The organism is Flavobacterium ajazii (assembly GCF_010614725.1).
GTDB lineage: Bacteria > Bacteroidota > Bacteroidia > Flavobacteriales > Flavobacteriaceae > Flavobacterium > Flavobacterium ajazii.
The window spans coordinates 115096-140012 of record NZ_JAAEHL010000015.1 but is presented as its reverse complement, the minus strand read 5'-3'; the positions used below and the strand labels follow the sequence as shown (position 1 = coordinate 140012).

The window sequence follows — 24917 nt, the reverse complement described above, 5'->3', positions numbered from 1 at the left end:
TGTTGTATCCAAACTTTAAAAATTGTTTTTTATAGAAAGCATAATCAACTTACTATAAATATAATTACACAACATACTTAGAAAGGGAATTTCTTATTTCAACTTAACCTAAAAACAAATCACTCCTTTTTTGAAGTTTGATAGAGTTCATTCTTCTGCAAATGTTTAAGACGCTTTTTATTTATCAATAAAAGTGCTCTTTTGTTACTATTTTATTTTTTTAAAATTTAGATTAAGCTCAACTTTTTGTATTAGAGCTTGGTTTTTAATTGACTGATTTTTGATTTTTTAAAATTGCATAAGATAATAATGTCTTTTTGCAACATGGTTTCTATTGTCCATTTTCTAATCTTCCAAATTATGAAAAAAAAATTACAAATTCTTAATCTCAGCTTCCAGAAGGGATTATTAAGAGCAATGTTTTTTTTGCTTTTATTTTCAAATTCTTTTGCTCAAAATGTATGTAGGCCGATCTCGCAAACTAATAGTACGGGCGGCCTTTTATGTGCAGGTATGAGCGTGACAGATCCAAATGATGCATTTGACACAAGTATGAGTACTTTTGCTGAAATAAGCAATGTACTTGGTTTAGCTTGTTTTGCACAAGAAACATTGACTTTTAATCAAACTGCGAAAGCTGGTGATCAAATTGTAATTTATTTTGGAACAGGATCAGGATTGCTGAACCTGAGTCTATTATCAAATGCGACAATTCAGGCAAAACTTTCGGGAGCAAATGTAGATGATCCGGTGGCGTTAAATAACGGACTATTAAATCTTCAATTATTACCAGGGAATGAAATAGCCGTAATACGATATACATTGCCAGGTGATACAAATCAAGTGAGAATTCAGGTAGGAGGACTTCTTAGTTTATTGGTGAATTTAAGAGTGTATGATGTAAGGCTTGATTTTGCTAAACCTACCGTTACTAATGGTTTAACGCAAACTGTTTGTTCTGGAAATTCTTTAAATTTATCAGCAACTCCTGTAGCCGGGACATCACTTGCATGGTATAGTTCTGCAACTTCAACAACACCATTGGTAACAGGAAATAGTTATACTACTCCAAATTTAACGGTTAATACTACATATTATTTAGGAGTTACGAGAGCTGTGGGCTGTGAAGGCAGTGATCGCATTCCGGTACAAATTAATGTATCTAATCCTGTCGCACCAGTGATAAGTGCTTCAGGAACTTCTATATGTTCTTCAGGAGCAACACAGCAAACTACATTATCTGTAGTAAATCCAATACCGGGAACCACTTATAATTGGTATAACGTAGCATCAAACGGGGTTTCTTTAGCTTCAGGAAATACTTTTTCGCCAACAGTTCCTCAAGGTACGACAAGTTTTTATGTTGAGGCTGCGATAGGAAGTTGTTTGAGTCCGGCAAGAACTCAGGTTGATGTGATTTCGACAGCTATACCTTCTGTTCCAACGGTTTTAACTCAAAGTGTCACCATTCAGTCTGGTCAAAACGCCACTTTGAATGCTACTACTTCTGAGGCAGGTGTTACGCTGAATTGGTACGATGTTGCCAGTGGGGGATCTGCAATTGCAGTCAATTCACCAACATTTACTACACCGATTTTGACTGCTTCAAAAACATATTATGTTGAAAGTCAAAGTGCCACAGGGAATTGTGTTAGTGCAAGAGTTCCAGTAGTGGTGAATGTTATACCATCAGCATTGGGAGGATGTTTAGAAGCTGGTAGTCAACAAACACTTCAAAACGGTTTATGTTTATTGTGTGGTGTAACAAACCCGAATAATTCTGTTGACGGAAATTCTGCAACAGCTACAAGACTAACAGTTCCTGTTGGTTTAATAAACGGATGGATTCAGCAAACATTACAATTCAATAACCCTGGAAGAGCAGGAGATATTGTTGATGTTGAATTAGAATTACCAGGCGGATTAGCAGATGTTGCTCTTTTAGGTGTTGTTAGTTTGGCAACTTATAATGGAGCAACTTATAATAATGATAGAGTTTTAATTAATAATTCTCTGGTAACGTTGCAATTATTATCCGGAAATCGTTTTAAAGCAAGTGTCGAGGCAGGAGCAGCTTTTGATCGTGTTGAGATTCGATTAGGAGGCTTGGCAGCAGTATTGACCAGTTTAGATATTTATCAGGCAACTTACAGATATAAATCCCCAGCGGGTTTAGCTAATAGAACTATTTGCAGCGGACAAACAACAACTATAACTGCTAATATTGGAGTTGGTGAAACTATTAATTGGTTTGATGTAGCTTCTGGAGGAACTTCTTTGGCAAGTACCACTTCTTATACAACTCCTGCTTTGACGGTTCCAACTACTTATTATGTAGAAATAACCAGAAATGGCTGTGTCAATAGTGTGCGTTTTCCTGTGTTGATATCAATTGACAATCCTATAGCTCCTGTTATCGGTGCTGCGGGTACAACAATTTGTAGTGGTCAGACTACTACATTAAATATTCAGGCGCCTGTTGTAGGTACTATTTACAGATGGTATGATGCAGCTACTGCAGGAAATTTAGTTTTTACAGGTACTTCTTTTGTAACGCCAAATTTAACTGCTAATACAAATTATTTTGTTGAAGCCTCAATAGGAAGCTGTGTGAGTGCAACACGTACTTCTGTAACAGTAACTGTAAATCCATTACCTGCGGCACCAATTGCAGCATCGTCAAATGTTGTTATTCAGTCAGGACAGAGTGTTGCTTTGCAGGTATCAAGCCCAGATTCGAACGTGACATTTGACTGGTATGATGTACCAACGAATGGAACTGCTCTGGCAACGGGAACCAATATCTACACAACGCCAGCTTTAACGTTAAATAAAACCTACTATGTGACTGCGAGAGGTATCACATCAGGTTGTACAAGCAGTGCCAGAACAGCGATTAATGTTTTGATAAATAATTCAGCAAGCAGCTGTTTAAAGGCTAATTCACAAGTTACAACTTTAGATCCGGGTTTATTGTGTGTTTTGTGTAGTTTTACTGATCCCGGAGGATCTGTTGATACAAATCCAAGTACATTTACCAGACTTTCTACAGTTGCAGGAATAGCTGGTGCCTATGTTGAACAAGTAGTAACTTTTCCAACAACGGGCCAGGCAGGAGATATTATAGATGTTGAATTAGAATTGCCCGGAGGATTGGCTGATGTGTCATTATTAGGCGGAATTAGTTTAGCAACCTATAATGGAGTAACTTATAACAATGACAGACACTTTCTTACTGATAATTTGTTGAGCTTACAGCTATTATCCGGAGATAGATTTAAAGCAAGTTTTACAGCAACAGCAACATTTAATAAAGTTGAAATTCGATTGGGAGGATTGGTTACTTTATTAACAAATTTAGATATTTATGGAGCTTCATATAGATTTAAAGATGCTGTAATTACTGGAGCCACATCTCCAATTTGTAGCGGCCAAACAGCTAATTTAGCAGCCACTTCAAGTGTAGCCGGAGAAACATTTAAATGGTATGATGCTGCAAGTGCAGGAACGGAACTTTCTTCTGTAGCAACATATACAACACCGGCTTTAACAGCAACAACAACTTATTATGTAGAAGCAACACGTGATGGAACTTGTATAAATAGTGTTCGTCAGCCTGTTACTGTAACAGTATCACCATTTGCAACTGCTGCAGACGTAACTATTAATACTCCATTAGAAGCTTCTTGCTCCGGAAGTGTTGTTCTATCCCCAACATCAGCTTTAGTTGGAGCGCAATTCAAATATTATACTGATCAAAATAAAACACAGGAAATTATAACCGGTTCTACAGTTGTTGCACAGCCGGGAGTAACTTTCTCTAAAAATTCAACAACAGGGGCATTAACAATTAATGGTCTAAGTTCAGCAGTGCCATCTTATAATTATTATGTATCTGTTGTTAATGCTGTTACTTGTGAAAATGCTATTAATACACTGAAACAAGTAACGGTTAACTCTCCATCAGTTACACCTTTAACTGTAATTGGTACTACTTTGGAAGGTTGTGGAACAGTAAATCTGGCTAATGCTATAACAGGTTTTGATACAACAGGAAATACAACTTATATTTTCTATGACCCTTCAGACAATATTTTACCTGCAGCTGCTGCAGCTAATATAAATACAAGTGGTGTTTACTCAATTCAGGCTCAAGGTAACGGTGTTACATGTCCATCTGGAAAGTTGCCGGTAACTGTTTCTGTTAACCCGTTACCAAGTTTGGTTGTTGCAACACCTTTCTTATCAGTAAATGCAGGTACGAATGTTTTGCTAAATGCAACATCAAATGGGACATTAGCATGGTTTGACCCTCAGGGAAATGCTTTGACAGGTCCGGTATTTACAACAGGAGTTTTAAATACTCCGGGAATTTATACTTATACAGTAGTGGCTACAAGTGCTCTTAATTGTTCAACTTCAGCAACAATAACGATCAATGTTATAGATCCAAATAGTTGTCAATTATTAACTGAAAGAGTGTATGCAACCGGGCAAAGTTCGGGTTCAATTGTAACAGGTGGAGTAGCTGATCCAACTAACGCCATTGACGGAAATATGCAAACTTATTCTACAATAACGACAGGTGTAGGTCTTTTAGGAGTAGGTACTACCTGGCAGAATTTGACCTGGCCAGCTAACATAGCAAAAGGAACACCGGTCACTGTTAAGCTGGGAGCTGAATACAGTCTATTGGCTGTTGCACAAGGTTTATCGGTAATTGGAACTAAAAGCGGAGTTGATATTGGAACAATGATACCTGTTTCAGGAGCGTTTTTAAATTTATTACCGGGAGAAAAATCATATGAGTTTACTTTTGTTCCTTCAAATGGCTCCGGACCACAAGATTACGACGGAATCAGAGTAATATCCGGGGCACTTTTGAGTGTTATTCAAAACACAAAAGTGTTCGATGCTTATTATACTAAAAAAGTTTCAACAGTGGCCTGTACTCCGGGTGATATTCAGGATGTATTTTATGGAGCAACAGATTTAGGACTGCCAATAGGAGCTTTAACTTCCACAGTTGGAGTGAGCGATGCATGGAATGTAGCTGATAATGATGTTTCTACCTATGCAACAATGTATAGTGGTGCGGGAGTTCTTGCTGCAGCTGATTTAACGGTTACATTTAAAACTCCATCAATTGTAAGTGATACTTTAAGACTTGTGGTTTCTAAACCGGGGACTCTTTTAGACGTTAATTTATTGACCGGATTTAGTATTCAGCGTTATTTAGGAAATGTTGCTGTTGGTGCTCCAATTCAAAACAATAGTACATTATTAAGTATAAGACTATTGCCAGGAAATACAATGTCAATGGTACTTGTTTCCTCACTGCCAGAAGCATATGACCGCGTAAGAATTCGTTTTGGCGGTGTTGCGGGAGTTTTAGATTTTCTTAGAGTTCATACAGTTGAACGTGTAGCAAATACGAAAGTAATTGGAAGCGATCCTGATAACAAAATAACGGTTTGTCCGGGAACAGATGTTACACTTCAGATTCCAACAGATGCCTGTTCAAATTATATATGGTACGATTCGCCTATTGGTGGTTCTGTTGTAGCTAATGGAATTACTTTTACAGTTCCTTCGACATTAGCAGCCGGGATTTATAAATATTATGTGCAACCGGTACGCTATAATTGTGAAGCTTTATCAAGAGGAGAAGTTACTGTTGAAGTCAGAGCTTCAAGTCCTGAAAATGCTTTAACAAACATTACTCTTAATGGAGGAGTGGACACTTCGATTTGTTCTCCAACAGGAACAGTGACTTTAAATACAAGTTTAAGTGGAACTCCATCATTGACAAACCCAATTTATTATTGGTATAATTTTGACGGAACAACGAGTCAGTTAATTGCAGGTGAAACAACGAGTCAGTTAATTAGAAATGGATTGACTCCAGGGACTTACACTTATTTTGTAGGAGTTAGTTCAGATGAGTTTTGTGAAACTGCAGAAGCAGACAGAAAACAAATTACCTTTACTATATTGCCTCCATCGAATCAAAATGATATTTTAGTAGATGATGCGGTAGTTTGTCATAATGTTCCGGCAGTCTTAACACCTACAAGTACATTAACAAATAAGGTGTTTTATTGGTATTTTGATGCAAATAAAACTCAGCCTATAACAAATGGAACTATAAGCGGTGTAACATATACCATAAGTTCTACAGGAGTTTTAACGGTAACAGGTTTAACTCGCGCTGTGAGTCCTGTTACGTATTATGTTGGGGTTTCAAGTGATACAACTTGTGAAAATATTGCAGGTACACTTCAGACAGCAACTGTAATAATAAATGATCCGGATACACCAACTACAACAGATAATACACAAGATTTCTGTTTGGTGAATACACCAACAGTTGCTAATATTCAGGTAAACGAATCCAATGTAGTTTGGTATGATTCATTAACCAGTACTACTGCGATTGCACCAACAACTGCTTTGACAAACGGCATTTATTACGGAGCTATTTTAGATCCTGTAACAAGCTGTGAAAGTTCAGTTCGTTTGCAGGTAACTATTTCTGTAAATGATCCAGGTACACCGACTACTACAGACGATACACAAGATTTCTGTTTAGTAAATGCACCAACTGTTGCCAGTATTCAGGTAAATGAAGCCAATGTAGTTTGGTATGATTCACTAACCAGTACTACTGCGATTGCACCGACAACCGCTTTAGCAAACGGAATTTATTACGGAGCTATTTTAGACCCGATAACTAATTGCGAAAGTGCAGTGAGATTACAAGTTACCATTACTATTAATGATCCAGGTACACCGACGACTATAGACAATACACAGGATTTCTGTTTAGTGAATGCACCTACGGTTGCCAATATTCAGGTAAATGAAGCTAATGTTGTTTGGTATAATTCATTGACAAGTACAACAGCAATTGCACCGACAACCGCTTTAGCAAACGGAATTTATTACGGAGCTATTTTAGACCCGATAACTAATTGCGAAAGTGCAGTGAGATTACAAGTTACCATTACTATTAATGATCCAGGTACACCGACCACCACAGACAGTACACAAGATTTCTGTTTAATAAATGCACCAACTGTTGCCAGTATTCAGGTAAATGAAGCCAATGTAGTTTGGTATAATTCATTAACCAGTACTACTGCGATTGCACCAACAACTGCTTTGACAAACGGTATTTATTACGGAGCTATTTTAGATCCTGTAACAAGTTGCGAAAGTTCAGTTCGTTTACAGGTTACTATTACCATCAATGATCCGGGTACACCGACTACCACAGACAGCACTCAGGACTTCTGTTTAGTAAATGCACCAACGGTTGCCAATATTCAGGTGAATGAAGCTAATGTTGTTTGGTATAATTCATTGACAAGTACAACAGCAATTGCACCGACAACCGCTTTGGCAAACGGAATTTACTACGGAGCGATTTTAGACCCAATAACAGGTTGCGAAAGTTCAGTGAGATTACAAGTTACAATTACTGTAAATGATCCTGGTACACCGACTACAGCAGACAATACACAGGATTTCTGTTTAATAAATGCACCAACTGTTGCCAGTATTCAGGTAAATGAAGCCAATGTAGTTTGGTATGATTCACTAACCAGTACTATTGCGATTGCACCGACAACCACTTTGGCAAACGGCATTTATTACGGAGCGATTTTAGATCCTGTAACAGGTTGTGAGAGTGCAGTTCGTTTGCAGGTAACTATTTCTGTAAATGATCCTGGTACACCAACTACTACAGACAATACACAGGATTTCTGTTTAGTAAATGCACCTACGGTTGCCAGTATTCAGGTAAACGAAGCGAATGTAGTTTGGTATGATTCATTAACTAGTACAACAGCTATTGCACCGACAACCGCTTTGGCTAACGGCATTTATTACGGAGCTATTTTAGATCCTGTAACAGGTTGTGAAAGTGCTGTAAGATTACAAGTTACTGCTACCATCAATGATCCTGGCACACCAACTACGACAGACGATACACAGGATTTTTGTTTGGTAAATGCACCGACTGTTGCCAGTATTCAGGTAAATGAAGCCAATGTAGTTTGGTACGACTCTTTAACCAGCACAACAGTGATTGCACCGACAACTGCTTTGGCAAACGGTATTTATTACGGAGCTATTTTAGATCCTGTAACAGGTTGCGAGAGTGCAGTTAGATTACAAGTTACTGCTACCATCAATGACCCTGGTACACCTACTACAGCAGATAATACACAGGATTTCTGTTTGGTTAATGCGCCAACGGTAGCTAATATTCAGGTAAATGAAGCGAATGTAGTTTGGTACGACTCTTTAACCAGTACAACAGCGCTTGCACCGACAACCGCTTTAGTAAACGGCATTTATTACGGAGCTATTTTAGATCCTGTAACAGGTTGTGAGAGTGCAGTTCGTTTGCAGGTAACTATTTCTGTAAATGATCCTGGTACACCGACTACAGCAGATAATACTCAGGATTTCTGTTTAGTAAATGCACCAACTGTTGCCAGTATTCAGGTAAATGAAGTCAATGTAGTTTGGTATGATTCATTAACCAGTACTACTGCGATTGCACCGACAACCGCTTTGGCAAACGGTATTTATTACGGAGCTATTTTAGATCCTGTAACAGGTTGTGAAAGTGCAATAAGATTACAAGTTACTATAACAGTTACTGATCCATTAACACCGACTACAGCAGACAATACACAGGATTTCTGTTTAGTGAATGCACCTACAGTTGCCAGTATTCAGGTAAATGAAGCGAATGTAGTTTGGTATAACTCACTAACCAGTACAATAGCTATTGCACCAACAACCGCTTTAGTGAACGGCATTTATTATGGAGCTATTTTAGATCCTGTAACAGGTTGTCAAAGTTCAGTTCGTTTGCAGGTGACTATTTCTGTAAATGATCCTGGTACACCAACTACTACAGACAATACACAGGATTTCTGTTTAGTAAATGCACCAACAGTTGCGAGTATTCAGGTAAATGAAGCCAATGTAGTTTGGTACAATTCTCTAACCAGTACAACAGCTATTGCTCCGACAACCGCTTTGGCAAACGGTATTTATTATGGAGCTATTCTAGATCCAATAACAGGTTGTCAAAGTGCTGTCAGATTACAGGTTACTGTTACTGTAACCAATCCGGCTACGCCAACAACTACAGATAACACACAAGATTTCTGTATTGCTAATTCACCAACGGTTGCCAATATCCAGGTAAATGAAGCGAATGTAGTTTGGTATGGCACATTAACAGGAGTAACACCATTAGCGCCAACAACAGCTTTAATAAACGGAATTTACTATGGAGTTATTTTGAATCCGATGACTGGTTGCGAGAGCAGTACAAGATTGCAGGTAAGTGTTACGATTAATAATCCGACTGCAACACCTACTACAAACTCTGCGACACAAAACTTCTGTTCATTAAATGCACCAACAGTAGCTAATATTCAGGTAAATGAAGCGAACGTAGTTTGGTACAGTAATCCAAGTGGCGGAACGGCATTAGCCTCAATAACACCTTTAGCTACAGGTTTATATTATGGAGCTATTTCAAGTACAATAGGATGTGAAAATCCTGTACGATTGATAGTTACAGTAAATGTAAATACTCCTGGTATGGTTACAACTACAAATACATCGCAAAAATTCTGTTTATCAAAAACACCAACCATTGCTGATATTCAGGTAAATGAGACAAATGTAGTTTGGTACAGCAATCCAACAGGAGGAGTACCATTAGCAGCAAATACAGCGCTTACAGCCACAACTTATTACGCTACATTGCTTAGTAATATAACAAATGGCTGTACAAATGCAACACGTTTAGCAATAGCGGTTAGTTTTGAAAATGATGCATTGTATCAAATAACTTCAACAGACGATACACCATGTGTTTTTCAGGGAGTAACGTATTCAATAGCCAACGGAAAATCAAATTATGTATGGTCTGTTACTAACGGAACAATAACATCCGGAGGAGGAACTGCTGATGGAACTGCAACAATTTCATGGTCTGATATTGGTCCGGGAACAGTTTCGGTAACTTATATCAATATATGTGATGAAACTACTACAAAAATATTAAATGTAACAGTAGCAACATGTTCTGATCTTACAATAACCAATACAGTTAGTAATCCAACTCCTAATTTTGGTGATGAGGTAACCTTTACAATAACTGTAAATAATGTAGGTCAGGGTATTATTCTTAACACACTTGTTAGTGAGTTAATTCCAAGCGGATATGAATTAGTTTCGTCTTCTACAACTACCGGAGTATATGATCCTGCAACTCAGATCTGGACAATTCCAACTTTAAATCCGGGAGAAAGTGAAACGCTTGAAGTTAGAGTGATTGTATTGCCAAATGGTAACTATTTAAATGTAGCAACTATCGAAATTTCAACTCCTTTAGATGTTGATCCGACAAACAATTCAGCTTCAGCTTCGGTAGAACCAATTTGTTTAACGGTTTACAATGAATTCACGCCAAATAATGATGGATCAAATGATCTTTTCAGAATTGATTGTATCGAATCATATCCAAACAATGAATTGAAAGTATTTAACAGATATGGTGCTTTGGTTTACAGCAAAAGAGGTTATGAAAACGATTGGGACGGTACTGCCAATGTATCCGGAGTTATAAACAGAGGAGATATGCTGCCAACCGGTACTTATTTTTATGTAATAGAAATTGGAGACGGAAAAGTTAAAAAAGGATGGTTATCTATAATGAGATAAGCACCGTTATTAATCATCTAATTAATTAAAACTAAATAAGTATCGTTATGAAACTATATATAAAATCATTAGAATCGTATTTAATCATAATATGTTCTATAATCACATTTAGTGCAAAGGCACAACAGGATCCGGAGTACACACAATACATGTATAACACGATGGCGGTAAATCCGGCTTATGCCGGGTCTACCGGCGTTCTGGAAGCTACACTTTTACACCGTTCACAATGGGTAGGAATTTCAGGAGCTCCTCAAACACAGTCTTTTTCGATTCATGCACCGCTTCGAAACGAAAAGGTTGGATTGGGATTAAGTGTTGTTAATGATAAAATTGGTCCTTCCGACGAATTGTACCTTGATGGAAACTTCTCTTATTCATTGGCATTAGGTTATGAAAAAAGACTTGCCTTTGGTTTAAAAGCCGGAATGCGAATGTTGAATATCGACTGGACAAAAGGAAGATACTATGACCCAAATGATGTTCTTCTGAATCAAAATATTGATAATCAGATGAAGTTAGCCATTGGGGCAGGGGTTTATTATTATACAGACAAATGGTATTTAGGATTTTCAATTCCTAGTTTTATCGAAAATGATTATTATGATGATGTTCAGGAATCTATAAATTATGATCGTCTGCATTATTATTTTATGGGAGGATATGTGTTTGATTTGAATCCGAATTTAAAATTCAAACCTGCATTTTTAGTTAAAGCCGTGAGTGGAGCTCCGCTTACAGCTGATGTTTCTGCAAACTTTATGCTTTATGAAAAATTTGTAATCGGAGGTGCTTATCGTACCGATGACTCTGTAAGTATTCTTGCAGGTTTTCAAATATCACGAAGCTTTTATATCGGATACGCTTTTGATTACACAGTAAGTGAATTGAATAAGTATAATGATGGTTCGCACGAAATCATTCTGAAATATCAGTTTAACAAAAATCAAAGCAAAATCAAATCACCTAGATTCTTCTAAAAATGAACCTTATGAAAAAACTATATATCTTAAGTCTGGTTTTGAGCTTTACGGTTTGTTTTGCTCAGACAAATTTAAAAAAGGCCGATGCATTGTTTAAAAACTATTCGTATGCTGATGCATCAAAAGCATACGAAGAAATTTTGCAGAACATAAAGAAACCTTCGACGCAAACATTAAAGAATGCAGCCGATTCATATTATTTCATTTCTGATTCAAGAAATGCACTTAAATGGTATCGAAAATTATATGAAGCTCAGGGAAATAATTTAACTGATATTTACTATTTACGCTACATCCAGTCCATGAAAGCCGTAATGGATTACGATGAAGCAAATAGGGTTACAAAAGAATATCTGGATAAAAAAGGAGATAAAAACGAGATCAATCGCTATTTGGCTCAAAAAAAGCAAATGGACAGTTTATCTAAAGTAAAATCTCTCTACGAAATAAAAAATCTGGATATTAATACCAGTAAATCTGATTTCGGAGCAACATTTTTTCAGGAAAAAGTGGTTTTCACTTCTGCCAGGGATACTACTAAATTTAGCGAAAAGCTATATACCTGGAATAATCAGCCATTCCTAAATTTATATGTTGCCGAAAGAAATCAGGCTGATGGAAGTCTGTTCAACGAAAGCGTGTTTTTGCCAAATGTAATGACTAAATATCACGAGGCAACCGCTACTTTTGATGCCAGCGGCAAAACAATTTATTATTCGACAAACATTGTTAAAAAGAATAAACTGGTTGTAGATGAAACAAAAACCAATAATTTTCAGATTATTAAAGGTACTATTACCGATAATAAATTAGAAAACCCACAAAAAGTATTTTTTAACAGCGATGAATATTCAGTTGGTCATCCTTCATTAAGTGAAGATGGAGAATGGCTTTTCTTTGCATCAGATATGCCGGGTGGATATGGAGAAACTGATTTGTATTATGTAAAAATTGCTGCTGACGGAACAATGAGTTCTCCTGTAAATTTAGGGCCAAAAATTAATACTATTGGTAATGACCTTTTTCCTTTTTTTAGTAACGGAGTACTTTATTTTTCTTCAGATGGACATTACGGATGGGGAGATCTGGATGTTTACGAAAGTAAATTTTTATCTGACGGAATTTTTTCTGATCCAAAAAATCTGGGAGCTCCGATAAACAGTAACAAAGATGATTTTGCTTTTATAATTGACAAAACAGGTCATTTTGGTTATTTATCTTCCAATAGAGAAGGAGGAAAAGGAGATGACGATATTTATTCTTTTACAAAAAAAGACCCGGTTTGCAATCAGACGATTTCAGGAATTGCAGTAGATCGTAAAACAAAATTACCTCTTGCCGATGTTACAATTATGGGGTACAATTCTTTCAGTGATATTCTTGGCGAAACAAAAACGAATTTTGAGGGCAAATATGCTTTAACAGTTCCATGCGGAAAAGTTGTTAAAATGATTGCAGCAAAGCCAAATTATGCCAGTGATGAAAAAACAGTAGAAACCACATTAGAAAACGAAGGAGAAATTCCAAATGTCAATTTTGAACTTAGCAATTATGATGACTTGGTTGTAAAGAAAAAAGGTGTTGAAAAAGTAGATGTAAAACCAATTTATTTTGATTACGACAAATATGACATAACTCCTTTGGCAATCGAAGAATTGACTAAAGTGGTTTTTATAATGCAAAAATTCCCTAACATCCGTATTAAAATTGAATCACATACAGACTCTCGAGGAAAAGACTCTTACAATCTGAAACTTTCTGACAACAGAGCAAAATCGACACGTGATTATATTATTTCACAAAATATTGATGCTTCAAGGATAGAAAGTGCGATTGGTTACGGGGAAAGCAGGTTAATTAATAAATGTAAAAATGGTGTAAAATGTACAGAAGAAGAACATTTATTAAACAGACGTTCGGATTTCATTATTATTCAAAAATAAATTTGGTTGTTTATTAGGTTCTTGATTATCACTTTTAAAAGTGTAGAAAGTAAAACCATTTGGAAGTTGGTTTTGTTTAAATTCTTTTAAAGAATAATGGACAAGAAGAAAATCAAGTTGCATGATTTTGCAACTTGATTTTTGATTTTTTAAAACTTTTGGGTTTTAATATTTTTCAATAAAAATATCCTAATTTTGAGATTCAGTTTTTCTAAATTACAACCGGCACTATTTTAATATTTTATGAGTATTCAAGAGACAATTCAGGCTTTACGAAATGAACTTAATCAGCACAATTACAATTATTATGTACTTGATGACGCTACGATTTCTGATTATGATTTTGATCTGAAATTAAAGGAACTTCAGGATTTAGAAAACAAACACCCTGAATTTTTTGATGAGCATTCCCCAACTCAGCGTGTTGGAGGAACGGTTACCAAAAACTTTAAAACCATTGCCCATCAGTTCAGAATGTATTCTCTGGATAACTCTTATTCGAAAGAAGATTTGTTGGATTGGGAAACTCGTATTCAGAGAGTTCTGGGAAATGTTGATTTGCAATATACCTGCGAATTAAAATACGATGGCGCTTCAATAAGCATTACATACGAAAATGGAAAACTTGTTCAGGCTTTGACGCGTGGAGATGGTTTTCAGGGTGATGAAGTTACAAATAACATCAAAACCATTAAATCAATTCCGTTAAAATTAAAAGGAAACTATCCTGATAAATTTGATATTCGTGGCGAAATCATTTTACCATTAAAAGGTTTCGAAAAAATGAATCAGGATTTGATTGAAATTGGTGAAACACCATATTCAAACCCAAGAAATACAGCTTCAGGTAGTTTAAAACTGCAGGATAGTGCTGAGGTTGCTAAACGACCTTTAGAATGTTTATTGTATTCAGTGACAAGTAATAATTTACCTTTTTCTTCGCAAATTGAAGGATTACAGTCAGCAAGAGACTGGGGCTTTAAAGTGCCAAGCGAAGCAAAATTGGCCAATAACATGCAGGAAGTTTTCGACTTTATTGATTATTGGGATACGCATCGTCATAAATTGCCTTATGAAACTGATGGTGTTGTTGTAAAAGTAAACAGTTACCGCCATCAGGAAGAATTAGGTTATACCGCAAAATCACCACGTTGGGCGATAGCTTACAAATTTAAAGCAGAACAGGTTTCTACTAAATTAAAGTCGATTTCTTATCAGGTTGGGCGTACAGGGGCTATTACTCCGGTTGCAAATTTAGAACCGGTACAGTTGGCTGGTACTATTGTAAAAAGAGCTTCTTTGCATAACGCTGATCAAATCGAAAAATTAGATATTCGAATAAATGATACTGTTTTTGTAGAAAAAGGAGGTGAAATCATTCCGAAAATTATCGCTGTTGATTTGGAACAACGTCCTGAAAATTCAGAAGTCACAACATATATCACAGATTGCCCTGAATGTGAGACAGAATTAGTTAGAAATGAAGGCGAAGCAAATCATTACTGTCCTAATTTCTATGGATGTCCACCACAAATTATAGGAAGAATCCAGCATTATATTTCAAGAAAAGCCATGGATATTGAAGGACTTGGTGGAGAAACAGTTGCCTTGCTTTTTAAAAATGATTTGGTTCACAATTATGCTGATTTGTATGAATTAAAGGTAGAAGATCTTTTGGATTTAGAAAGAATGGCACAAAAATCTGCTGAAAATCTGGTAAATGGTGTTGAAAAATCCAAAGAAATTCCATTTGAAAGCGTCTTGTTTGCACTTGGAATCCGTTTTGTGGGAGAAACAGTTGCTAAAAAATTAGCCAGACATTACAAAAATATTGACGCATTAAGTAAGGCTTCAATAATGGATTTGATTTTAGTGGATGAAATTGGAGAACGAATTGCAAAAAGTGTAATTGAGTTTTTTGAGAATGAAGAGAACCAAAAAATAATTGAACGCTTAAAAAGTTATGGTGTTCAGTTTGAAATCGTTGAAAAGATAAATCCTGATGCGACTGAAAAATTTGTCGGAAAAACATTTGTCGTTTCTGGTGTTTTTGCTCAGTTTTCAAGAGATGAACTAAAGAAAACCATAGAAGATAACGGAGGAAAAGTTGGAAGCTCCATTTCTGCAAAAACAGATTTTGTTGTTGCGGGAGACAATATGGGGCCAGCCAAATTAGAGAAAGCAAATAAATTAAACATTCCAATATTATCAGAGGAAGAATTTATAAATAAACTGAATGAAACCGAGTAGACCTTCACTTATTCTTTTTTCGATAGCATTTTTTTTTACAATTGTGTTTGATATTCTTCAATACGATTATCTTACTGTTTGTATGAAATCTATTGTTGTGCCATCGGTTTTCTTTTACTTCTACTCGTCAAATAACTTTAAAATCAATAAATACCAAATTCTAATTTACATATTGTGTTTTGTCGGAGAAGTATTTCATATCATGAATGTAGAAATCTCAGATGAAGGATCCATGATATGCTTTTTATTTGTGTATTTATTGCTTATTAAAACAATAGTCAGCGATTACGAAAGAATCAGATTAAAAAAGAATGACATGTTGCCAATAATTTTGGTAGTAGTTCTGATTGTTTATTTATTATGTTCTGTTCTGAGTCTGCAGTTTGAAAAAATGAATAAGTATCATTTTTTATACACTTTATATGGTGTTGTTTTAAGTGTTTTAGGATTTATCTGTTATACAAATTATATAACGAGAGGTTCGTATGTGACTTTACTTATGACATTAATGGTCACTTGTTTTATTATTTCTGATATGTTTTTTATTTTCAATAAATCGTCTTATTCCTTAGTATTAGTGCTAATTTGTGATGTAACCCAAATTCTGGCTTACTTTTTTATGTCAAAATACTTTGTAAACTCAGGAAAAAAGAGAATTAGACGATAATTGATTTTCCCTGATTCGTATGTGATTTATTTTTATCGAAATAAAAATCGATTCGGCCCAAATTTATTCCGTAGCATCCTACCTGATTAACCAAAACATCTTCGCTCGCTTTGTTTTTTACAATGGTAGGTTTATCTAAAAAAGTATGAGTGTGTCCGCCAATAATTAAATCGATATCCTGAGTTAATTCTGCTAATTTCAAATCGCAAATTTTTGTAGCGTCATCTTTGTATTTATAGCCTAAATGTGAAAGACAGATAACAAGATCGCATTTTTCTTCTTTCTTTAGCAATTGAGTCATGTCCTGGGCAATTTCTACAGGATTATTGTAAACTGTTTCTTTGTACATTTTTTTGTCAACCAGCCCTTCAAGTTCTATTCCTAATCCAAAAACACCAACTTTAATTCCGTTTTTATTGAAAATTTTATACGGTTTAACAAGTCCGTTCATGACTGTGTTTTTAAAATCATAATTGGAATTGATGAATTCAAACGTAGCATGCGGCATTTGAGCATACAGCCCGTCAACACCATTGTCAAAATCATGATTTCCAATTGTTGAAGCATCATATTTCATCATGCTCATTAGTTTAAATTCAAGCTCACCTCCATAATAATTAAAATAAGGAGTTCCCTGAAAAATATCCCCGGCATCTAATAAAAGCACATTTGGATTTTCTTTTCGGATGCTTTCAATGAGTGCAGCACGGCGTGATACTCCTCCTTTATTAGGATTACGTGGATCATCGGCAGGAAAAGGATCTATATGGCTGTGCACATCATTGGTATGCAGAACGGTAAGATGTTTTATATCGTTAGTTTCAAAACTGCTCAATGATAAGCCTAAACTTAATAAAGCGGTACTTGCAGCGGTTTTTTCGATAAATTCTCTTCTTTTCATTGTGTGTGTGTTTTGCAAAAACGCCTGGATTTTTATTTTGAATTTGAGTCTAAATTATTCTTCGGTGATTCTGATGTCTTTTGGAACCGGAATCGTATCTACGTCTTTAAAATAATCGATTAATACGTTACGAAGTTTATAATTCAGATCATATTTCTGAATAGCTTTGAGAAAAAAGTTCATGCTGTCACCACCATTTGCTAAATAATCGTTAGTAGCAACATAATACGTTTTATTAGCATCAAGTGGTTTTCTCTGAATTTGAATATTTTTAGCAGTATTGTCTTTCGAAATGGAAAAAGTCATTCCTGCCAAGGGATGAGGTTTTTTCTCTTTAATTATATAAGCAGTCATTTCCAGAATCTGATCGCCTTTTAATGCCAGTACGACCAAATTGTTTTCAAAAGGCATAATCTCGAAAGCAGTTCTTGTAGTCACATTTCCCTTTGGCAATATAGCTCTTATTCCGCCATGATTTAAAAAACATAAATCGATGTCTTTTTTCTCACGGGTTTTAAAAACCTGATTTCCCCTTTGTAAACAAATATCAGCCATTAGGTTTCCAATACTAGTTTGCCATTTTCCGGTGCTTTTATCAAGTGTTTCAGGGCAATAAGCTAAGACGCTGTCTAAATCCTTATTGATATGATCACGATAAGGTTTGATAAAATTTTCAATCTCAGGAGTCTGACTGTCCTTTTCAGTAACCGGAAGTTGTTTTCCTTCTATCTTAGTTAAGTTGTAATTCTTTTGACTGCATGAGAATATGAAAAAAAGTGTTAAGAATATAACAAAAAGTTTTAAAAATCCGTTATACTTTTTTAGTTTTACCATCTTAAATGCGACTTAAATAATTAATTTTGTAATCTGGTAAAAGTAGTATGTTTTTAAATTATTTGAAGGATTTTTTCATAAAAAAAACATTAAAAAATAATTTACATAATGTAAAAAAAGAAGTCTTTACCCGTAATATACAAACAATTGGCTTATTGATTGATGAAAGTGATTTCAGGCATTCAAAAGCGTTGATAAAAGAATTGGTTTTAAACGGAATTAATTCTGATAAAATTAAAATTGTTGTATACAGAAATAAATTTAAGGATAAAAAGGAATACTCGTTTCCCGCTTTTGGAAAAAAGCATGTAGACTGGAACGGGAGTGTTAAAACACCTTTTTTGACTGAATTTATAGAGACAGAATTTGATCTTTTGATTAGTTATTATGATGTTCAGAAGCCTGTTTTGAAACTGATTACGAATCAATCAAAAGCTAAATTTAAGGTAGGATTTGCCTCCATTGATAAAAATATAAATCGTTGGATGATAAATACAGCTTTAGAAGATTATAAACTTTTCGTTTTCGAATTGTTTAAGTATTTAAGAAGTATAAAATAAAAATATAATTTAGAATATGCAATCATTAATAGGAACTGGTGTTGCCCTTGTTACTCCATTTAAAAAAGATTTTTCAATTGATATAGAAGCTTTGCACCGAATCGTTAATTTTTCGATAGACGGAGGAGTTGAATATCTTGTTGTTATGGGGACAACCGCAGAAAATGCGACATTGACGCAAACCGAAAAAGAGTTAGTTATTAATACTGTTATTGAAGTTAATAATGGAAGATTGCCTTTGGTTCTTGGAGTTGGAGGCAATAATACGTTGCAGATTGTTGAAGAATTAAAAAACAGGGATTTTTCAGCATTTGAAGCTATTCTTTCTGTTTCCCCTTACTATAATAAACCTACACAGGAAGGAATTTATCAGCACTTTAAAGCTATTGCAGAAGCTTCTCCTGTTCCGGTAATTTTATATAATGTTCCCGGAAGAACATCAAGCAATATGGCTCCGGCAACAGTTATTCGTCTTGCAAATGACTTTAAGAATGTTGTAGCGATAAAAGAGGCAGCCGGTGATATGGCTCAGGCTCTGCAGCTGATTAAAAACGCACCAAAAGATTTTCTTGTAATTTCAGGCGATGATATGATTGCTTTGCCAATGGTTTTGGCCGGTGGAGCAGGAGTTATATCAGTTATTGGTCAGGGATTTCCAAAAGAATTTTCAGAAATGATTCGTTTAGGTCTGAACCGAAAAGTAAATGAAGCTTTCAAAACCCAATACTTCTTGTCTGATTGTATTGATATGATTTTTGAACAGGGAAATCCTGCGGGAATCAAACATGTGTTTCAGGCTTTAGGAATTGCAGATAATACTGTTCGTTTACCATTGGTTTCTGTTGATGAATCATTAGCTGACCGATTGAATAAATTTGTGAAAGAAGCATTAAAATAAAGTAAAAATACTTGCGTTTTATTATGCTAAAAAATATTTTGTAGTAGCTAAATTAATAACTAAATTTGCCACCGAATCTTCGGTGTGATTTTGCTTTGGCATAATTGTCTAAGAAATCATAATAAAAGTAAGAAAATGAAAAAAATAGTATCGCTGTTAATTGTTGTTGCCCTTTTTTGTTCCTGTAGTGATTACCAAAAAGCATTAAAAAATGAAGATGTTGCCGCAAAGTTTGAAATTGCAACAAAAATGTATGATGCAGGTAAATATAATAAGGCAATTAGGCTTTTTGAACAATTAGCCCCTACATACAGAGGAAAACCTCAGGCAGAAAAACTGTTTTATATGTTTTCTCAGTCATACTATAAAACAAAACAGTATTATTTAGCAGGTTATCAGTTTGAAAGTTTTGTTTCTGGTTATCCGCGAAGTGAAAAAGTTCAGGAAGCTGCTTTTTTGGGAGCTTACAGCTATTCAAAATTAGCTCCGGTTTATAGTCTGGATCAAACAGATACAGTTAAGGCATTAGATAAATTACAAGCTTTTATTGATAATTATCCAAACTCGGAATACATTGCTCAGGCAAATGAAGCTGTAAAGATTCTAAATGGTAAGTTAGAGAAAAAAGCATATGAGAATGCCAAAGGTTATAATACCATTTCAGATTATAAATCAGCATTGATTGCTTTCGATAATTTTATTGCAGACTATCCGGGAACTCCTTTTAAAGAAGATGCATTGTTTTACAAATATGATTCAGCATATCAATTGGCAATAAACAGTATTCCTCAAAAAATGGAAGAACGTTTAAATGTTGCAAAAGTGGCTTATAATAACTTGCTGAAGTTTAAAAGCGACACAAAATACAAAAAACAGGCAGATGAAATGAATGCCAGAGTTGAAACAGATTTACAAAAATTTACTAAATAAATAAAGTCATGGATTTAAAAAAGACGAATGCTCCTGTAAATACAATAACTTACAATAAAACAGTTATTGAAGAGCCAACAGGAAATGTGTATGAAGCAATCACTATTATGGCTAAAAGAGCGAACCAGATTAATTCTGAAATTAAAAAAGAATTAACTGAGAAATTAGAAGAGTTTGCGACTTATAATGACAGTCTTGAAGAAGTTTTTGAAAATAAAGAACAAATTGAGGTTTCTAAATTTTACGAAAAATTGCCTAAACCACACGCTTTAGCTGTTCAGGAATGGTTAGACGGTAAAACATACCACAGAAGCTCAAACAAATAATACAGTACAATGTCAGTTTTAAACGGGAAGAAAATTTTACTGGGTGTTTCCGGTGGAATTGCAGCCTATAAAACAGCCTCATTAGTACGACTCTTTATAAAAGCAGGTGCACATGTCCAGGTGATCATGACACCTGCTTCTAAGGATTTTGTAACTCCACTTACGTTATCTACGTTATCAAAAAATCCTGTACACTCCAGTTTTTTTAATGAAGACGACCAGGATGCTGTCTGGAACAATCATGTTGATCTGGCTCTTTGGGCTGATCTTATGTTAATTGCTCCTGCTACTGCCAACACGTTGTCTAAAATGGTAACAGGAAATAGTGATAATCTTTTAATTGCTACTTATTTATCGGCTAAATGTCCTGTTTATTTTGCTCCGGCAATGGATTTGGACATGTATAAACATCCTTCTACTTTATCCAGTTTTAATGCTTTAAAGCAATTTGGAAATGTAATGATTCCCGCTGAAAAAGGTGAACTGGCAAGTGGTTTGTCAGGTGAAGGAAGAATGGCAGAACCTGAAAATATAGTTGCTTTTTTAGAAGCTGATCTGGAAAGTAAATTGCCTTTAAAAGGAAAAAAAATACTAATAACTGCCGGACCAACATACGAAGCGATAGATCCTGTACGTTTTATAGGAAATCATTCTTCAGGAAAAATGGGATTTGATATTGCAAAAGCAGCAGCTAATCTGGGGGCTTCTGTTGTTTTGGTTTCAGGGCCTACAAATTTAAGTATTGAAAACTCCCTGATTGAGGTTGTTAATGTAGTTTCAGCACAGGAAATGTATGATGCCTGTCATTTATATTTTAATGATGTAGATGTTGCTATTGCAGCAGCTGCTGTAGCAGATTATAAACCAAAAGTAATTGCTGTTCAGAAAATTAAGAAGGCAGCTGATGAGTTTTCAATAGAACTCGAAAAAACAAAAGACATTTTATTCTCGTTAGGTAGAATTAAAAAAAATCAGTTTTTAATTGGTTTTGCTTTGGAAACTGAAAACGAAATTGAAAATGCCAAGTTGAAAATCCAGAAAAAAAACTTAGATTTGATTGTTTTAAATTCTTTACAAGATAAAGGGGCAGGTTTTCAGCAGCCGACAAATAAAGTTACTTTTATAGATAAGGAATTTAAAATTGAACCGATGGATTTAAAATCAAAAGAATCTGTTGCAGTAGATATTTTAAACAAAGTTATAGGGCATTTTTATGTATAAATTAGTTACTTTTTTAGCGTTTTTGTTTTTTAGTTTTGGGCAGGCACAACAGTTAAATTGTACGGTTACTATAAATACGGAAAGATTGCCAAATCCAAATCTGCAGGTTTATAAAACACTTCAGGCTTCTTTATCTGAATTTGTAAATAAAACGGATTGGATGGGTGCAGTTTTAAAACAAAATGAGCGAATTAACTGTTCTATGTATATTACGCTTATGTCTCATAACTCAGACCAGTTTTCAGGGACAATACAAGTACAGTCTTCGAGATTAATTTATAATTCAACCTATTCATCGCCTGTTTTTAATTTTAATGATAAAGATTTTAATTTCAGGTATACAGAATTTGAGCCTTTATTGTACAATCCAACTACGTTTGAGTCTAATTTAGTATCGGTAATATCTTTTTACAGTTATATGATTTTAGGAATGGATGCTGATACATTTCAGTTTGCGGGAGGTAACCCTTATTTTGAAACAGCCCAAAATGTTGCCAATGTAGCACAGCAGGGAGGTTCTAAAGGATGGACTCAGGCTGATGGACTTCAAAATCGTTATTTTTTGATAAACGATATGGCAGCTCCTGTTTATTCTGATCTGAGACAAACTACTTTTCTTTATTTTTCAGGTTTAGATATAATGAGTGAGGATTTAAAAGGGGCGAAAGAAAAAATAAAATCGTCTCTAATGTTAATAGGGAAACTGAATTCAGTTAAGCCAAACGCTTTTTTAACAAGGGTATTTTTTGATGCAAAATCTGATGAGATTGTATCAATTTTCTCAGGAGGGCCAAGTATTACTGTTACTGATTTGGTGGATAATCTAAACAGGGTTTCACCATTAAACTCTACAAAATGGTCACAGATTAAATATTAATTATTTTTTATTTTTCGTCAATAATTTTACTTTAATACTATATGATTACTTCGCTGTCAATTAAAAATTATGCATTAATTGAAAAACTTTCTATAGATTTTTCGAAAGGATTTTCTATAATCACTGGTGAAACAGGGGCGGGAAAATCTATTATTTTAGGAGCTTTAGGATTGGTTTTAGGAAAAAGGGCAGATTTGACATCTCTTAAGAATAAAGAAGAAAAGTGTGTAATTGAAGTGCAGTTTGAAATTTCAAAATATAATTTGAAAGCATTTTTTGAAGCAAATGATTTGGATTATGAAGATGAAACAATTATCAGACGAGAAATACTTCCTTCGGGTAAATCACGTGCTTTTATCAATGACAGTCCGGTAAATCTTCAGGAGTTGCAGGATCTAAGTCTGTTTTTGATCGATATCCATTCACAGCAGCAAACCCAGGAGCTTTCAGATGAAGGAGTGCAGTTTAAAATAATTGATGCGATTGCGCAAAATTCAGAGATTATAGATTCGTATCAGAAATTACTGAAATTATATAAATCAGAAAAATCAAAATTAAACGCTTTGCTTAAAAAACAAAGCGATGCTGGAAAAGAACAGGAATACAATACTTTTTTATTGAATGAACTGGTGGCTGCAAAATTAAAATCAGGGGAACAGGAAGAGTTAGAAGATGATTTTGAAAAGCTAAACAATGTTGAGATTATAAAAGAATCAATTGATAAATCGCTGGCAATTGCAAATGAAGAGCAATTTGGTGTTTTTCATAATTTGAACGAAATCAAGACGGCATTGCAAAAAATAACGGCTTTTTCGTCTGAGTATCAAAGTTTATTTGACAGAATTTCGAGTGTTGCTATCGAATTTGATGATGTTTCGAAAGAATTACAAAACGTTTCTGAAAAGGTATTAAACGATCCTGAAAAGTTAGAGATGACTAGTCAAAAACTGCAGATGATTTATAATTTGCAAAAGAAGCATCAGGTAGTAACTGTTGAGGAGTTATTGCAGATACAGACAAATCTGGAAAACTCTGTTTTAGAATTAGGCAATATTGAAGAAGAAATAGCTGCTTTATCAAAATCAATTGAATTAAAAACAGAAGAATTAGATAGTCTTTCCGTCAAAATTCATTCAAATAGGGAACAAGCGATTCCGGTTCTGTCAAAACAATTGATTTCGATATTAGAAACTTTAGGAATGCCGAATGTGCAGTTTAAAATGGAGCTTACTCCTTCTGAAACTTATTTTCAAAACGGAAAAGATGAATTGCAATTTTTGTTTTCCGCTAATAAAGGAACAGATTTCGGGCTACTGAAAAAAGTGGCTTCAGGGGGTGAAATGTCACGTATAATGCTGGCAGTAAAAGCAATATTAGCACAATATTCTAAATTGCCAACTTTGATTTTTGATGAAATAGATACAGGGGTTTCCGGAGAAATTGCCATTAGAATGGGGGAAATTATGAAAGAGATGAGTGCAAAAATGCAAATATTCGCTATTACACATTTGCCGCAGATTGCCGCAAAAGGTGATTCCCATTTCAAGGTATTCAAATCTACAACAAATGATGATACACAGTCTGAGTTAAAACTTTTATCTCAGGATGAAAGGGTTATAGAAATTGCCCAAATGCTCTCCGGAGCTACAGTGTCCGATTCGGCTTTAAATCATGCTAAAGCCTTGTTGAACTAAAGAAATACTTTATATTTGTCATCTCAAAAATTAATTAAACAAACGTAAATAAGTTAATTGGTTGTCAAACTG

14 protein-coding genes are annotated in these 24917 nt (G+C 34.9%); 12 read left to right on the top strand and 2 right to left on the bottom strand.

Going from position 1 to position 24917, the window contains the following annotated elements; genetic code table 11:
- The first annotated feature begins 513 nt into the window (after window positions 1–513).
- The 5 genes from GWR14_RS21950 (at window position 514) to GWR14_RS21930 (ending at window position 16604) form a co-directional block, all read left to right on the top strand.
- Entirely contained in the window at window positions 514–10761 is a 10248-nt protein-coding gene (locus GWR14_RS21950; protein ID WP_246236368.1) for an Ig-like domain-containing protein, read from the top strand.
- Between the two features lie 47 nt (window positions 10762–10808).
- Complete coding sequence (locus tag GWR14_RS21945) at window positions 10809–11741, top strand: PorP/SprF family type IX secretion system membrane protein (protein ID WP_163411290.1); 933 nt, start codon at window positions 10809–10811, stop codon at window positions 11739–11741.
- Window positions 11742–11752: 11 nt separating this feature from the next.
- Window positions 11753–13687 carry an OmpA family protein gene (locus tag GWR14_RS21940; RefSeq protein ID WP_163411289.1) on the top strand — a complete coding sequence of 645 codons (1935 nt, stop codon included), beginning with the start codon at window positions 11753–11755 and terminating at the stop codon, window positions 13685–13687.
- Window positions 13688–13930: 243 nt separating this feature from the next.
- A complete protein-coding gene (gene ligA, locus GWR14_RS21935; protein WP_163411288.1) occupies window positions 13931–15937 on the top strand; it encodes an NAD-dependent DNA ligase LigA in 2007 nt (668 codons plus the stop codon).
- On the top strand, window positions 15924–16604 hold the full coding sequence (locus GWR14_RS21930) for a hypothetical protein (RefSeq protein WP_163411287.1): 681 nt from the start codon (window positions 15924–15926) through the stop codon (window positions 16602–16604). Before ligA ends, GWR14_RS21930 begins: the two co-directional genes overlap by 14 nt.
- Here GWR14_RS21930 and GWR14_RS21925 read toward each other — a convergent pair.
- The gene (locus GWR14_RS21925) at window positions 16594–17505 is read right to left on the bottom strand and encodes a bifunctional metallophosphatase/5'-nucleotidase (RefSeq protein ID WP_163411286.1); all 912 of its coding nucleotides are present in this window, start codon (window positions 17503–17505) and stop codon (window positions 16594–16596) included. The genes GWR14_RS21930 and GWR14_RS21925 overlap by 11 nt on opposite strands.
- A 54-nt stretch (window positions 17506–17559) precedes the next feature.
- A complete protein-coding gene (locus GWR14_RS21920) occupies window positions 17560–18339 on the bottom strand; it encodes a 5'-nucleotidase C-terminal domain-containing protein (protein WP_163411285.1) in 780 nt (259 codons plus the stop codon).
- A gap of 62 nt (window positions 18340–18401) precedes the next feature.
- Here GWR14_RS21920 and GWR14_RS21915 point away from each other — a divergent pair, with 62 nt between their 5' ends.
- From GWR14_RS21915 to recN, 7 genes are all read left to right on the top strand, one after another.
- Window positions 18402–18899 (top strand): DUF6913 domain-containing protein, encoded by a 498-nt coding sequence (locus GWR14_RS21915; protein WP_246236367.1) that lies wholly within the window; start codon window positions 18402–18404, stop codon window positions 18897–18899.
- A 16-nt stretch (window positions 18900–18915) separates the two neighbouring features.
- Complete coding sequence (gene dapA / locus GWR14_RS21910; protein ID WP_163411283.1) at window positions 18916–19797, top strand: 4-hydroxy-tetrahydrodipicolinate synthase; 882 nt, start codon at window positions 18916–18918, stop codon at window positions 19795–19797.
- A gap of 135 nt (window positions 19798–19932) precedes the next feature.
- A complete protein-coding gene (locus GWR14_RS21905; RefSeq protein ID WP_163411282.1) occupies window positions 19933–20727 on the top strand; it encodes an outer membrane protein assembly factor BamD in 795 nt (264 codons plus the stop codon).
- An 8-nt stretch (window positions 20728–20735) separates the two neighbouring features.
- The gene (locus tag GWR14_RS21900) at window positions 20736–21053 is read left to right on the top strand and encodes a DNA-directed RNA polymerase subunit omega (protein ID WP_008463064.1); all 318 of its coding nucleotides are present in this window, start codon (window positions 20736–20738) and stop codon (window positions 21051–21053) included.
- Between the two features lie 9 nt (window positions 21054–21062).
- Window positions 21063–22274 carry a bifunctional phosphopantothenoylcysteine decarboxylase/phosphopantothenate--cysteine ligase CoaBC gene (gene coaBC / locus GWR14_RS21895; RefSeq protein ID WP_163411281.1) on the top strand — a complete coding sequence of 404 codons (1212 nt, stop codon included), beginning with the start codon at window positions 21063–21065 and terminating at the stop codon, window positions 22272–22274.
- Window positions 22267–23151 (top strand): type IX secretion system protein PorD, encoded by an 885-nt coding sequence (gene porD / locus GWR14_RS21890; RefSeq protein WP_163411280.1) that lies wholly within the window; start codon window positions 22267–22269, stop codon window positions 23149–23151. Before coaBC ends, porD begins: the two co-directional genes overlap by 8 nt.
- 41 nt (window positions 23152–23192) lie before the next feature.
- Entirely contained in the window at window positions 23193–24845 is a 1653-nt protein-coding gene (gene recN, locus GWR14_RS21885) for a DNA repair protein RecN (RefSeq protein WP_163411279.1), read from the top strand.
- Window positions 24846–24917 lie beyond the last annotated feature (72 nt).